At 54.6% G+C, this 14,019-nt stretch carries 12 protein-coding genes and 1 tRNA gene; 9 read left to right on the forward strand and 4 right to left on the reverse strand.

Translation table 11 applies throughout. The features are described from left to right. Positions 1-199: 199 nt before the first annotated feature. Positions 200-1,588, reverse strand: a complete 1,389-nt coding sequence (locus RB298_RS18895; protein ID WP_375120467.1) for an RsmF rRNA methyltransferase first C-terminal domain-containing protein — start codon at positions 1,586-1,588, stop codon at positions 200-202. Between the two features lie 192 nt (positions 1,589-1,780). Continuing rightward, on the reverse strand, positions 1,781-2,944 hold the full coding sequence (locus tag RB298_RS18900) for a GGDEF domain-containing protein (protein ID WP_375120466.1): 1,164 nt from the start codon (positions 2,942-2,944) through the stop codon (positions 1,781-1,783). 108 nt (positions 2,945-3,052) lie between these two features. Between RB298_RS18900 and RB298_RS18905 the strand changes: the two genes are divergently transcribed. From RB298_RS18905 to RB298_RS18915, 3 genes are read left to right on the forward strand one after another with little or no spacing between them, the layout of a single operon-like run. Continuing rightward, positions 3,053-4,189 (forward strand): glycosyltransferase family 4 protein, encoded by a 1,137-nt coding sequence (locus tag RB298_RS18905; RefSeq protein ID WP_015736665.1) that lies wholly within the window; start codon positions 3,053-3,055, stop codon positions 4,187-4,189. A gap of 9 nt (positions 4,190-4,198) precedes the next feature. Further along, entirely contained in the window at positions 4,199-5,506 is a 1,308-nt protein-coding gene (locus RB298_RS18910) for a metallophosphoesterase family protein (RefSeq protein WP_096776030.1), read from the forward strand. 11 nt (positions 5,507-5,517) lie between these two features. Beyond that, positions 5,518-8,715: an AAA family ATPase gene (locus tag RB298_RS18915; protein WP_486047986.1), complete on the forward strand. Its 3,198-nt coding sequence runs from the start codon at positions 5,518-5,520 to the stop codon at positions 8,713-8,715. Between the two features lie 48 nt (positions 8,716-8,763). Here RB298_RS18915 and RB298_RS18920 read toward each other — a convergent pair whose 3' ends face one another. Next, complete coding sequence (locus RB298_RS18920; protein WP_096776028.1) at positions 8,764-9,810, reverse strand: YkvI family membrane protein; 1,047 nt, start codon at positions 9,808-9,810, stop codon at positions 8,764-8,766. 252 nt (positions 9,811-10,062) lie between these two features. Between RB298_RS18920 and RB298_RS18925 the strand changes: the two genes are divergently transcribed. The 4 genes from RB298_RS18925 to RB298_RS18940 all read left to right on the forward strand — a co-directional run bounded on the left by RB298_RS18925 (position 10,063) and on the right by RB298_RS18940 (position 11,909). Next, on the forward strand, positions 10,063-10,632 hold the full coding sequence (locus tag RB298_RS18925) for a xanthine phosphoribosyltransferase (protein WP_119851127.1): 570 nt from the start codon (positions 10,063-10,065) through the stop codon (positions 10,630-10,632). A gap of 211 nt (positions 10,633-10,843) precedes the next feature. Then, a complete protein-coding gene (locus RB298_RS18930; RefSeq protein ID WP_009594840.1) occupies positions 10,844-11,173 on the forward strand; it encodes a hypothetical protein in 330 nt (109 codons plus the stop codon). A gap of 118 nt (positions 11,174-11,291) precedes the next feature. Beyond that, entirely contained in the window at positions 11,292-11,510 is a 219-nt protein-coding gene (locus RB298_RS18935; RefSeq protein ID WP_015736661.1) for a hypothetical protein, read from the forward strand. Positions 11,511-11,579: 69 nt separating this feature from the next. After that, the gene (locus RB298_RS18940) at positions 11,580-11,909 is read left to right on the forward strand and encodes a carboxymuconolactone decarboxylase family protein (RefSeq protein WP_009594838.1); all 330 of its coding nucleotides are present in this window, start codon (positions 11,580-11,582) and stop codon (positions 11,907-11,909) included. A 65-nt stretch (positions 11,910-11,974) separates the two neighbouring features. Here the strand turns inward: RB298_RS18940 and RB298_RS18945 are convergent, their stop codons facing one another. Next, a complete protein-coding gene (locus tag RB298_RS18945) occupies positions 11,975-12,409 on the reverse strand; it encodes a YhjD family protein (protein WP_486047990.1) in 435 nt (144 codons plus the stop codon). 178 nt (positions 12,410-12,587) lie between these two features. Between RB298_RS18945 and RB298_RS18950 the strand changes: the two genes are divergently transcribed. Together RB298_RS18950 and RB298_RS18955 are read left to right on the forward strand one after the other, a co-directional pair. Further along, positions 12,588-12,671: transfer RNA gene (locus tag RB298_RS18950), tRNA-Leu, on the forward strand. Between the two features lie 326 nt (positions 12,672-12,997). Further along, the gene (locus RB298_RS18955) at positions 12,998-13,879 is read left to right on the forward strand and encodes a divergent polysaccharide deacetylase family protein (protein WP_486047992.1); all 882 of its coding nucleotides are present in this window, start codon (positions 12,998-13,000) and stop codon (positions 13,877-13,879) included. Positions 13,880-14,019 lie beyond the last annotated feature (140 nt).

The following is a 14,019-nucleotide window of genomic DNA, read 5'->3' on the forward strand; positions in this document are numbered from 1 at the left end:
TACTCCTGCATGCTGGTGCAGAAGAGTACAGTCCCTTTTTACGAAATGAATCAGCAAGCACGCAATCGTCTGCTAATTTGATCCCATTGGCCTTTTCGTATGCTGAATGTTATTTAAAACTGAATGTTATTTAAAATCGTATCCGCTGTAACGACAGTCTTTCTCTGTTCGCCACTTATTGGGGGATTAGAAAGGGGCGCTACTTGGGATTGCGCAGGCCCTTGGGCAGGTGATTCTTGAGCTGGCCGCCGCTGGCTTTGCCCCAGCCGAGGGGGAGTCCGTCCGTAGTCACCAAAGTCCAGCCCCGATATTCGGAAGGAATGGAGATCACCTCTCCCCGCAAATAAGCAGCCGTTTCGCCAGAATCTGAAGGCAGATCCCAGCTTCTGGCGGCTTGGCCTGAGTTCAAGGACATGGCGAGGGCGTGAGCCGGCTCGATCCGATTCTTCTTCAGGTGGGCCAGATGAAGGCCGGCGCGCGGCATCTTCAGCCCCTTCAGCTGCTTATCGTGCCAAGGGACGCTCTCGCTGACCGGCAGCCAATATAATTCTTCGCCGAACAATATCGGCGTGCCGCCGCCAAGCTCAAAGCCGGGGAGGTCCTGCTTCGCCCAGTCTTGAAAGTCGGCCAGGGCGGAAAGCGCAGGAGCCTGTTTGCCGCCCCGGTTTGATTTGGCCTGAGCCTTACCGCTGTTGGTAAAGGTCTCTTGATCGTCGCTGTAAGCCTCGGCAGCCGGCGTTTTGACCAAGATGGCAACAAAATGCCCCTCGCCCCGCTCCAAATGTGGCCATAAGCGCTTCATTTGCTGCAGTTCCAAATCGGGATACTGCGAGAGAATGCGCTCGATCATCTCCTCATTTTCCGCCGTGTTGAACGTACAGGTGGAATACGCCAACGTTCCGCCTGGCTTGAGCATCCGGTAAGCCTCCTGGACAATGTCCCACTGCCGCGCAACGCACAGATCCACGTGTTCAGGCGACCATTCTGCAATTGCAGCGGCATCCTTTCGAAACATGCCTTCACCGGAGCATGGCGCATCTAGCATGATCCGGTCAAAGCAGGCAACGAAACGGCGGGATAGCTGATCCGGTGCCGCACTCGTAACGACGGTATTCGTTATTCCCATACGTTCCACGTTCTCGGCCAGAATGCGCGCCCGTTCGGGGTGGATCTCGTTGGAGACGAGCAGTCCCCGGCCCATCATTTTCGAGGCGATATGGCTTGTCTTGCCGCCGGGAGCGGCCGCAAGATCCAGGATGGTCTCCCCGGGCTGAGGATTCAGCAGTTCCACCGCGGACATTGCCGAGGGCTCCTGAATATAATATAGTCCGGCGGCATGATAAGGGTGCTTTCCTGGACGAACGCTTTCATCATAATAGTATCCGGTATCACACCAGGACACCGGCGTCAGTTGGAAGTCCCGGATGAGTTTCTTGACGCTGTCTGCGGCATGAACCGCTTTCAGCCGGTTAAGACGCAGCCCATGGGTGCGGGGCGCATCGTAGCTGTCCCAAAAGTCACATGAGGCATCCCCAAGGATTTCGTTCATGCTGGTGACGAAACCGACAGGCAATAGTTCCTTTCCCATTCGTTAATAGCTCCTTCTTTAGAATAAGGTTCATGTTGCTGCGTTAATGCAGTTAATCCCTGTTCAGAGCCCATTTCTTCTTTTGTCTCTAAGGAATCGGTCATTAGTTTATCACGTTGCCGCAGGGGGAGTAAAGAAATGTCAAGCAAAAAAAGACCGCCCCCTTCATATCGTGGGCAGTCTGCGCCAGTGTTATCCGGCGGATTCCGTTGGTTCGGTGGATGCGGTTTTGAGGGACCGGTAATCCGACACCTTGTTTTTGCCGGTCGTCTTGGAATGATACATGGCTTTGTCCGCCTGTTTCATCAGCTCATCGCCGCGAACGCCTTTGCGCAGCACGCTGTATCCGATACTGATGGTTACGATGCTCTCGCTCGCCACTCGGGCTCGGATCTTCTCGGCGACCTGCGCGGGTTTGGCTTTGCGGTCAACGACCAAGGCGACCAATTCCTCGCCGCCATACCGGCCCGTAATCCCGATGCCTTCAAGCTCTTCCTCCATGATGGCGGCGACCTGCTTCAGCACTTCATCGGCTCTGGCGTGTCCCTGGGTATCATTCAGCTTCTTGAAATTGTCGATGTCGCAGAAGATGGCGGATATCTTCAGCTCCTGCGCCGCGTAATGGTCCAAATGCTTCATAAAGTGCCTGCGGTTGTAAAGCCCGGTTAATCCGTCCGTAATGGCGGACCGGTAAATGGACTGCATCAGCTCCACGATGCGCCTGAACAGAATGAAGAACACGATGCTGTAAAAGAGCACAGGCAGCGCGAGCGCCAGTCCCTGAAGCGCAGGCGACAGGCTGCCGGAATAGGCATGTACCGCTTGCAGAATCGTCCAGATGACGTAAACGGCAAGCCCGAGCGCGTATTTGATCGGCTGTCCGATCCGCGGGGTTACTTGCGTGTAGGCCAGGTAGAGCGCAGCGAGCTGCAGCACGTCAAAATATATGCTTTGCCATATCGGGTCAAGGGCGTATGGAAGGAATAAGGGAAGCATGAATGGAAGCATAAGCAGTGCGGCCGACAACAAGGGAAGCCAATAATGCATGGTTTTGATTTTGCGGTACAGCATGACAACCGAGATGTTCAGCAGAACGAACGAAAAAAGCTGGATGAAACGCAGAACGTCCGACTCCGGTGAGAAAACAGGTTTTCCCGTCCAAGCCGAATGGATGTTCAGGCCCTCGTATGTCATAATGAAGAAGAAAGCTGCCGCCATATATATGTAAGCATTCTTGCGTTGCTTGCTGTACATAAAGAGACACATGATCAGCATCATGAGAGCGATATAAGCTCCGCACACGGCAAATATGGTGGGTAGTGGAGAAGTGGACCAGTAGTTCAATTCATAGGACAAATCGATTCACTCCTGAATAGGGATAGGTTTCCTTTGCATGAAACATATGTTCTAATATATCATATCGAAAAAGAATCTGAAAAGAGATTTAGAGAAAGGGGGATCCCCATGAAACTTCTTCAGGCATTATTCTTCCCTCCTGAACAGCCGGGCGGCGTCTCGTCCATGATTCCATATTTGCAGGAGCGCTTTCATTCCTCCCGTTGGGAGATGGAAATGTTCTGGCTGCCTAAGCGGATCCGCAACAAAGGCCAGGAGGATCCGATATTCCACACGTTTGATTGGAGAGAGTTCGAAGGGAGCCCGATCGTGGCCAAATACCTTCAAACCTACCGGGATTATCTGTGGTGGACCCGTCTGCGCATTCAAAAGCCTTATGATCTTATCCATAGTCATCATCCGATCGCAGGCATGTCGATGAAAGCCGTATTTCCCGAGGTGCCGCTCATCCAAACCGTGCACTCCAGTTACGAGCGCGAGCTGATCCTCAACGGAAGAATCAAGGAGGGAGGGCTGGAACACCGGTTCCTGGTGTCTTTGTACAAGGAGCTGGAGCATATCAGCGACCGGCTGCTGACCGTGTCGAACTCCTTCAAGGCGTATATGTCTCCCTACGTGAACACGCCCGAATCGATCGGCGTCATCCATAACGGATTCGATGATAAGAGATTCAAGCCCGTTCCCCATGAAAATGCGGTGCCTCAGCTGATTACGGTATGCCGTTTGGTGCCTGCAAAAGGATTGGATATTCTGCTCCAGGCCTGCGCGGAACTAAAACGGAAGGGATATGATTACGTCCTTCATATTATCGGCGACGGACCTTCCCGCCAGGAGCTCGAGGAGATGGCCAAAACGCTGGGCATCTACCAGGAGACGATTTTTTACGGCTATACGCTGCATCCGGAGGAGTTCATGCCGTTCTTTGACATCTTTGTCCTGCCTTCGAGAGCAGAGGCGTTCGGATCGGTGTTCGCGGAAGCGGCGCTCAGCTGTCTCGCCTTGGTAGGGACCGACGTCGGCGGCATCGCCGAGCAGATTGAGGACGGGGTCAACGGTTTGCTTGTACCGCCTGAAGATCCGATGGCGCTCAGCGTGGCGCTCGAGAAGGTCATCAGCGATCCGCTCTATCGTTACGAGCTGGCCCGGACCGCTTCGGATAAGGCAAAGAACCAATACTCCTTGTCCAGATCCGTGAACGAACTGAAAAAAATGTATTTGAAATTTCAACCCCAGATAGAGAGTTAGGGATCGGTTATGGCTTCTTTTCGATTTATTCACGCTGCGGATTTGCATCTGGACAGTCCGTTTATCGGAATCAGCGGACTCGATGACGATCTGCGGTCTTTCGTTCAGGAATCGACCTTCCGCGCGCTGGAGCGGCTTGTGGAGCTCGCCATCGGGGAGCAGGTTGATTTTATCGTCATCAGCGGAGACGTCTACGACAGCTCCAACATTTCGCTGCGGGCCCAGCTTCGCTTCCTGGATTCCCTCAACCGCTTGGGGCGGGAAGGGATCGCGGTTTATGTGATCCACGGCAATCATGATCCGCTCGATAGCACGAAGCTGTCCATGACGCTTCCCTCCCATGTCCGTGTGTTTGGAGCGGAGCCTGCAGCCGTAACGGCTGTTCGCCGTTCGGACCAACAAGAAGTGGCGGTCATCGCCGGCATGTCGTATCCGACATCGAAGGTCACGGATAATATTGCGATCCGTTATCCCGCTCCATCACCGGGGCTCTATCATATCGGGCTTCTCCATGCGAACGTGGACGGAGATCCCCAGCACGAAACCTATGCTCCCTGTACGAAAAGGGAGCTGGTTCAGGCCGGATTCCACTACTGGGCGCTCGGGCATATCCACTCCCGCCGCACCCTGCAGGAATCTCCTTATATCGTGTACCCGGGCAATATCCAGGGACGCCATGTCCGGGAGACGGGCCCGAAGGGTTGTTACGTCGTCGATGTGGACGGCAGCTTTAACACGAAGCTCAGCTTCCATGAGCTCGATTCGATGCGATGGAACGTCGTTGAAGCGCCTATCGATGCTTGCCGGGACGTCGACGACTGGCGACGCTCCCTGGAGTCCATCCTCACCGATACAGCCAGAGCCAACGCGGATCGGCTAAGCATGATCCGCGTTCGGGTTACGGGACGAAGTCCGGTTCACCGTCAGCTAGAGGGCGGATACGTGCTGGACGAGCTGCTGACCGATCTGCGGAGAAGAGAGGCCGCAAAGGGCAAGACATGCGGCTATCGGGGCTGCGTCTGGATCGAGAGCTTCTCGCTTCAATCCGGGGATGCGATCGATACGGAGAGGCTGTTGGCGGAAGACAGCTTCACGGGGGACTTGCTTCGCCTTGTCCGGAAGGAGCAGGAACGAATTCATGATCCGGACGGGGTTGTTGCCAAGGGTTTGGAGCCTCTTATGGAACATGCGGAGATCCGCTCGTTGCTTGACGAGACGAGCCCGGAGGAAATGCTGGACTGGGTTCGCAGGGCGGAGGAGCTGACTTTAGGGTTATTGCTGCGCGACCGTTCGCGGGAGGAAGGTGCCGGAAGATGAGGCTGGAACGGATGAACATACAAGGATTCGGAGCCGTCCGGGACATGAGCATTTCCATCGATGCCCCCGTAACCGTGCTGTATGGGCCGAATGAAGCGGGGAAGAGCACGGTCCTGCATTTTATCAGCGCCATGCTCTACGGGTTTCCGGGCAAGGGCTCGCCGGCGGAACGCGGAGAGCCCTCCGGGGAAGGCGTTCACGGAGGCGAGCTGCGTTTTCTTGATAAGGAGGGGATACCTTGGGTGGTCCGGCGCTGTAACCGGTCCAGGGAAGGGAATGCCGCCTCCGGCAAGGGCGAACGTGTACATATTCATAAACAAGCGGATAATGGGGTCGTGATCGAGCTCGGGCAGCAGGAGCTGGAACAATACGCTTTGGGCGGCGTGTCCAGGGACATGTTTCGCCAGCTGTTTGCCATCTCGTTAAGCGAACTGCAGGAAATCCGCGGTCTGCACTCCGCCGAGATGAGCGGCTACCTGTTCCATGCCGGGATCGGCGGCGGAGCCAACATCCTGGAGGCCGAACGCAAGCTGTCCCAAGAAATGGACAAGCTGTATAAGCCTCGCGGGAAGGTACAGCAGACAGCCAAGCTGCTGCAGTCCATCGAGGATTTAAGAACCCGGGTTGCAGACAGCCGGGCTTACGTATCCCGCTATAACGAGGTCGTAAGCTCCATTCTGGAAATAGAGCGCCGTTTAAACTTGCTGGAGCAGGAACGTGCCAGGACCGGCGAGGATTTATCGCTGCTTCGCAAAGCGCTGGACATCCGTCCGGCTTGGCTGGAATGGCAAGAGGCCGGGGTTGAATTGAAGGATCTGATGGACAGCAGCCATTTCCCCCCGGATGGAATGCCCCGTTATGAGAAGATACTGGAGGAAGAGCGGGTCCTTCATGCCCAGTCCATCCGCGTAGAGCAGGCGATCGAGGATGCGGAGGATAAACTGGGGGCTCTACCCGTGAACGATTTCTTGGAACAATACGGCGAGCGGATTGAGGAGCTGTGGGCAAAACGAAGTCTACATGAAGCCGGGAACCGCGAGCTTGCCGAGCTTACGGCCGAATATAAAGCTCAGGAAAACCGGCTGGAGCAGCTGCTCCGGGATATCGATCCGGCATGGACCCGGCAAGAGCTGCTGTCGTTGCCGGTGTCCGCCTCAGACCGCGAGGAGGTACGGCGGATCGGTGCTGCCTTTGCCGGGTACGATCGCCGGATGGAGGCGCTGTTCATTGAACAGCGCGGGGCCCAGCGCTCGGCGGCTGCAGCCGAATCGACGCTGCGGGAAGCAAGGCGCCAGCTGCGCGAGGAGTCGGAGCGGGGCCAGGAGGCCTTTGCGATGATTAAGCCTGCTGCGCCGCAGGAGACGGCTGCGCTGTGGAATCAGCTGCAGCTGGAAATCGAGCGTTGGCGCGAGCGCAGACTGTCCGGTGCCGAGCCCGTGCCTGTTTCGACACGCCGGCCGGGGAGAGGACGACTCCCCCGGATGTATGCGGGGCTGCTATCGGGCATGGCGGTCATGACGCTGCTGCTTGCAGCCGTGTTGTTATGGACGGGAGCCGCGGAAGCCGCCGTGGTCTCTGGCATCGTGATGCTGCTTGGTATGGGATATATATACTGGAGCGCTCAACGCGGGCGCGAGATTCAGGAAGAAGCTTCGGAAGGCACTTCCATGCTGGACGGTCAGGGAACGGAACATGTGGACCATCTATACTCCAGTCTGGTCTCAGCTCCCTATGCCGCGGCAACAGGGAGCACGATTCCGGGCAGCCGAAGGGATCGAAACGCTGTTTTGACTCGTGACCCCCTCATGGTGGAGGCGAGAATGCGCGAGCTTCGGTCCGTGATGGAGGGCTGGCAAGCCTGGCGGCAGCGGCTCGATCGATTGACGTCTGATTGTGCGGCGGCTGAGGAGAAGTCTGCCCTGCAGGCGGCTGAATTAAAAACGATCCATAGCGCCATCAAGCAGGAAGAGAAGCGGTATTTGGAGCTGGAACGGCAGTGGGAGTCCTGGCTGATGTCCCGGTCACTCCCGCAGAGTCTGTCGCCTGACGTGATGCTGGATGTATTCGTGAAGGTTGAGCAGGGACAGGAGCTGATCCGCCAGCAAAAATCGATTGGTCTGAAGATGGATGTCCTGTTAAGAGGGGCCGAGGATTATATCGTCCAATGCCATGAGATCATTGCGGCGGATCCCGAAGCCGACCCTGACGGCAACCGAAATCCGGGCGTTGCTGAGCTTAGCGGCATCCATTCCCGTTGGAAGGCGTACCAAGAGGATTCAAGGCAGCGTAAAGTCCTATCCGAGCGCATCCAGGAGCTGCGCAAAGAGGCGGCTGCGATGGAAGAGGAGCGGGAAGGGCTGCAGCAGCGCAAAGCGGCATTACTCGCCACTTCCCGATCGGCGGACGAGGAAACCTTTCTTCGCATGGGAGCCGCCGCCAAGCGCAGGGAGGAGCTTGTCCGCACGATCCGCCATCATGAAATTACCATGTTCAGCGGATGGGACGAAACGGGCCGCAGGCGGCTGGTGCAGCTGCTTGAGCTCACCGACGCTGCCGAGCTCGAAGCTCAGTGCGTCGAGAAGGAGGAGGCCGCATCGGCCGCGCACAGCCTAAGGGACGAGCTGCAGGAACGGCGCGGGCGGCTGCTTCAGGAGAGGGAGTCGCTGGAATCGGCGGGCAATCAGGATTCCGCCCTGCAGCAGCTGGAGGAGCACCGATCCGCCCTGCGGGAAATCGTGTCCCAATATGCGGTGCGTTCGATGGCCTCCGAGTTTATCAAACGCACGAGGCGTTTGTACGAGGAAGAGAAGCAGCCGCAGGTGCTGCAGCTGGCTTCCCGGTTCTTCTCGATGCTGACCGGCGGTGCGTATAGCAGGGTTGTGATGCGCTTGGGAGACCAGAGCCTGCTGGCTGAGCGCCCGACGGGTGAGCTGGTGGAGAGCAGCCGATTGAGCCGGGGAACGGCGGAGCAGCTATATTTGGCCATGCGGCTCGGGTTGATCCAATCGATGCCGCATGCGGCGGGCCTGCCGCTGCTGCTTGATGATCTGTTCGTTAATTTTGACGGTGATCGGCTGCGACATGCGCTCGGGGCTATCCTGGAGCTGTCCCGTAACCGGCAGGTTGTCATGATGACGTGTCATCGACATGTCGCCGAGCAGACGATGGAACTCATGCCGGATGCACGGCTCATCCCGATGCAGCCATAAGATTGGGCTCCCCAAAGGCAGGCGTTACGCACCTTTGGGAGAGCCCTTTTATTTACCCCTGATTTCAGGTGTTCCGAATAAAGTCAGCCGGAGCACCCAGAGCAGGCACAATCCCCCGAACATCGGATAGAGCAGAGAAAGCAGGGAGCTGAAGCCGAACTGGCTGAAGAAATAACAGAACACCATGATGCCAAGGGTGATCACTCTCGGGGAGAGCGAGGTTCGCTGCTGAACCTGCAGGGTGATGCCGTAAATATTGGCAACGAAGGTGCTGAAAATTTCTAGGAAGATGAGGATGAGATAGATGATCTGTACAAACCAGCCCAGCTGGTTGGCGATGCTGCCCATCGGAATCTCGTATTGGCTAATGCCGGGCATATGGGCGGACATCGCAAAATGCGCCGCCATCAGCATAAACCCTACGCCCGTCCCTCCAATGATGCCTCCCCAGGTTACGGTTCGCACGCTTTCGGTCTGGCTGCCGAGCGGGACCAGCACCGGCATCGCCATCACCAGGTTAAAGGCGGTGTAGAGCAGCGGCGCAAGCCAAACCGAAGGCAGGCTGTGGTCGGTGGTCAAGGTTAAAAAACGGGTAGCGCCCGGGGACTGAAGCGTTTGAGAGATCACCGCCACCGATAAGGTCAGCATCATGGGTACGACGAGACTGTTCATCGTCATGATGGACTGGATGCCTTTTCTGAGAATAAAATAAGTCCCGATCATCGTGACAAACAATCCGGTTTGATAACTCAAATTCAGATGCTCCACAAACACGGAACCGGCACCGGCAAGCATGATGCTGTTCACCCCGAGCAGAATGACAAACATGAAGAGGCTGATCCAGACGCCGGCTTTCTCGCCAAACAGGAATTTGTTCAAATCCTCAAAGGATTTGGCTCCGATCCGCCTCGATATCGTCATGATTTTCGTGCCGAGCCAGATGAATAATCCCGTCGTAAGCACAATGGTCAGTGTAGCCCAGTGGCCGTACTGGGTAAAGAATTGAAGGATTTCTCGGCCGGTAGCAAAGCCAGCGCCAACGACGGTTCCGATATATGTAAAGGCGATCTGTAAAACACGTATAAAATTACGCAAGCCTCGCGTCCCCCTTGAAAGTTAATCGTCTGCATAGTACAAGGTATGCTTGGCTGAGCCGGGACATGACTTCTACCTGTCCAAGGCCTTCGACTGGAGGGGAATTGGACGCATAGCGCCAAGCAAGCGGAAAGCTATGTCAGGAATTGTGACGGGAACTAGCAAGTTAAATGACGGAGCATCCGTTTGTACTTGCCGTACAGGGAGGAATATGTTACTTTTACGACAAAGGAATCATGGGAGGTCTTTGGGATGGATTGGTTAAAGGAGCGGATTGTTAAAGAAGGCGTCGTGTTGTCAGATCAGGTGCTGAAGCTGGATGCCCTGCTGACGCATCAGGTTGATCCGGCATTGATTATGGACATGGGCCGGGAATTTGCGGCGAGATTTAAAGAGAGCGGCGTGACCAAGGTCGTTACGCTGGAATCCTCAGGCATATCGGTTGCCTTTGCCGCAGCGCTTGAATTGGGAGTCCCCATGGTATTCGCCCGGCGCAAAAAAACGCTGCTCGCCGATCCAGACGCCTTATGCGAGCGGGTGCCGTCTTTCACCAAAGGCATTGTCACGGATATCATGGTGTCGCGCCAGTTTATCGGCGAGGGCGATAAAGTGCTCTTCATCGATGACATTATTGCAAACGGAGACGCCGCGAGAGGGCTGATCAAAATCATTGATCGGGCCGGGGCGGAATTAATCGGGCTTGGCGTTGTGATCGAAAAGAGTTTCCAAGCCGGGGCGAGAACGCTGCGCGAACAGCATGTTCACGTGGAATCGCTTGTCACCATATCGTCGCTTGAGGGTGGGAAGATTTCGTTCAGCTAAAACTTAAGGTCTCCTTAGGCTTGTCTTGGACCGATTGTCACGGGCCGGGTCTTAGGTCATGAACGGTTGTACCCTAGTCTAAACGAAGAGAAAAAATGGTAATTTGAAGTGAATGATAATGGGATTTCCGCCTAAAATCTCAACTAAATCTTTTCGCCTCCGTGATTTTCGCTTATAATAAAGAGGTAGGCAAGAGAGAGGAGGCAGCAACATGGGGAAACAACCTGTAACCGAGCCGTTTTTGATTGAGAAGCTGAATGAAGCGAAGGTACATTTTGAACGTGCTTTGGATTGTAAACATACGGAGTTTGATGATCTATATCCCTATATGATTGAACATCCTCAGTTCTTCTGGTACAAACGCTATGTTGCCTGGTCAGAACTGCTGACGATTGCCGGATTGTGCGAGGAGGTTTCCTTCGAATGGAAGGAACAGTTTACGCCTCAGCAGGTCGAATATATCGAGAAGCGCGTCATGTCTTCCACCGTGCTGGATTATTGGTACGAGAAGAATGACAGCATCGAGCCGGCTCAGCGTTAATGGGTATATAGAACATCTCTTAATCGGGATGTTTGTCGATATCGCAACGCATTCAAAAGACCTAAATGATCTCATTTAGGTCTTTTTTTGCACAGTAAGTGATGAAGGAGGCATGGCGATGATCAGCGATGAAAGACTCGATGAGCTGCGGATCTCCGGCGAACTGGTCCGGGTTGTGCGGGATGGGCTGGAGACCAATGATATCATAGGGTTCGTCGTAGCCTGGGACCCGGAGCAGGTTATCATCCGCCGCAGAAACCGGCGGGTCGTTAAACTGGATCGGCGCTACAGCTACCAGCTCAAAAAAGAGCCAAGAGTCAGCCCGGTCGAAGAATAAGCATAGATCTCGAATTCGTCGGACAACTTAACCTCGGAACTATTTTTTCGGGAAGAGGTGCTTTTGGTTATGGAAATGTCCAATGACAAGGTCTCGGCATACAAGAATGAAATTCAGAATTTGAAGCAGAGCATGCCGGACATGGCAGAAGCGTATCATCAGTTCACCGGCGTTTGCTTTCAGGATGGCGAACTGGATGCGAGAACGAAGCAGCTGATCGCGCTTGGGATCGGATTGTTTGCCAACAATGAGCTGTGTACCTTCTACCATATGGAGGAAGCCCGTGCCAAGGGAGCCTCGGATGCTCAGATCATGGAGGCCGTAGCCGTGGCGTCTGCCGCCAGCGCGGGACATGCTCTCTCGCAGGGACTGACCCGCGTGCAGCATAACCTTCATTGATCTGTGATAGAAAATAACCGCCCCCCACAACGCTTGTACAGCCGGGGAGGCGGTTATTCTTTCGTTTAAGGAACGGCGATGTTAGCGCGCGAAAGCAGCGGCAGGAGGATGGGCTTGTCGGAGGAATCGCTCTCAGGCGGAACCAGTCCGAGATACGCTCGCATGCGATCCATCATCTCCTCACGGAAGGATGGCCATAGAATGTTCATCGACCCAATGTACCCCCGGCAAGCATATCGTGCCTGAATCCCGTCCTTGCTTTGCCCGATGTCATATACCTTGATCGCCCGCTTGGTGAATTCCTGCTTCACCTCGCGAAGAAGCACTGCAGCACGTTTGGCGCCGTTTCCTACAACCTCTACGTACAATTGTGGGGTTTTGAATACCCCGCTCTCCTGAATGATCCGGCAATCCCGTTCAAACACTTTATGAATGAACATCAGCAGCAGGTAACTCTTGATCAACGCCCGTTCTTCCGTTGTAACAGCCTGAATGGCCATCAACATCACCGCCTTTATATAGAAAATGGATATTGAATGAGAACTTATGTTCTTATTTTAACCGAAAACAAGGTTTTTAATCAAGTTCAAAAAAAGTGTTGACTCGATTTATTTAGCGTGATATTATATATCTTGTCGCCGCTGATAAGAGCTTGGCTCGAAGGTGGACAACATACATGCGGTCGTGGCGGAATTGGCAGACGCGCACGGTTCAGGTCCGTGTGGGCTTACCCCCGTGGAGGTTCGAGTCCTCTCGACCGCATCTAATGAGAAAGCTCGTAAACTGTTCTTGCAGTTTACGAGCTTTTTTGCTTTGGAATTCTATGGGACTGTTCGATGCAATCGATAGCCAATGCGGCAGAGGCCGAAATTACCGCTGACCTCTGCGGCACGAAACGAATAGGAGAGCCAACGATCTTACGGTGGCCGGCAATCTTCTGCAGTCCGTCGGAAATGCGCTGCAGGTGATTGCGGAAGCGGAGGATTACTGATTAACATTTATGCCTGTAATTACATATTTGAATAGCTTTTCTCAAACAATACGGTTAGGTAAGGCTATCATGATGATGAGTGGAAAGGGGCGTAACAATGCGGAAAAGATATAGAAAATCGATTATCTTGCTGTGTTTGGTATGGGGGATCTCGAACGGAGCACAGATCGGGTACGGGGCGGGGGTGGTCAATGCTCCTGATTCGTTCAACCATGATACTCGAAAAATGCACGAAGAATCCGATCACAGCAGATCCGGCCAGGAAAAGAAGCTGAATAAGCTGGCTGTCATTATCGATGATTTTGGCAATGATCAGAAAGGGACCGAGGAAATGCTCAATCTGCCTGTCAAAATCACGGTGGCCGTGATGCCGTTTTTGCCGACGAGCAAGAAAGATGCCGAGGCCGCGCACCAGCAAGGGCATGACGTCATTATTCATATGCCCATGGAGCCTAAGCAGGGCCGGTCTTCCTGGCTTGGACCGGGTGCTATCTTAAGTTCGCTCACCGATGAGGAAATTCGTAAACGCATGGAGGAGGCAATCGATTCGGTTCCTTATGCCGTTGGGATTAATAATCACATGGGCTCCAAGGTTACCGGGGATGAACGGGTCATGTCCATCGTGCTCGACGTTTGTAGGGAGAGAGGGCTGTTTTTCATCGACAGCAAAACGAATTACTACAGCGTAGTCGGCAAACTGGCAGCGAAAAAGGGAATGCCGTCCATCGCCAACGATATCTTCCTGGATGACGTTCATACCGTTCAGCATGTGAGCAAGCAGCTGCAGACCGCGGCGCAGCATGCGGAAGAGAGAACTTCCTGCATTGCAATCGGCCATGTTGGCGTATATGGAATCCGGACGGCAGAGGCGCTGAAAGGCACGATCCCGGAACTGCAAAAAAAGGTGGAGTTCGTCGGGATCAGCGATCTCGTCAGGGAGCACTCAAGCTGGCGGCCTGATCCGCTGCGCTCGTATTAGATCTTCCTTGAGCCCCGAAACAGGTCCGGAATCGAGTGACGAGACCGATGGAAAGTCCAAACGTTAATATCAGCCGAGACCGGGTATGAATATAAAACGAACGGCCTTCCGCGCAAGAGTCCCGGTGATTCCGAGTTTCA

Source organism: Priestia sp. BR_2 (assembly GCF_041954005.1).
Taxonomy (GTDB): Bacteria; Bacillota; Bacilli; order Paenibacillales; family Paenibacillaceae; genus Paenibacillus_AQ; species Paenibacillus_AQ lautus_A.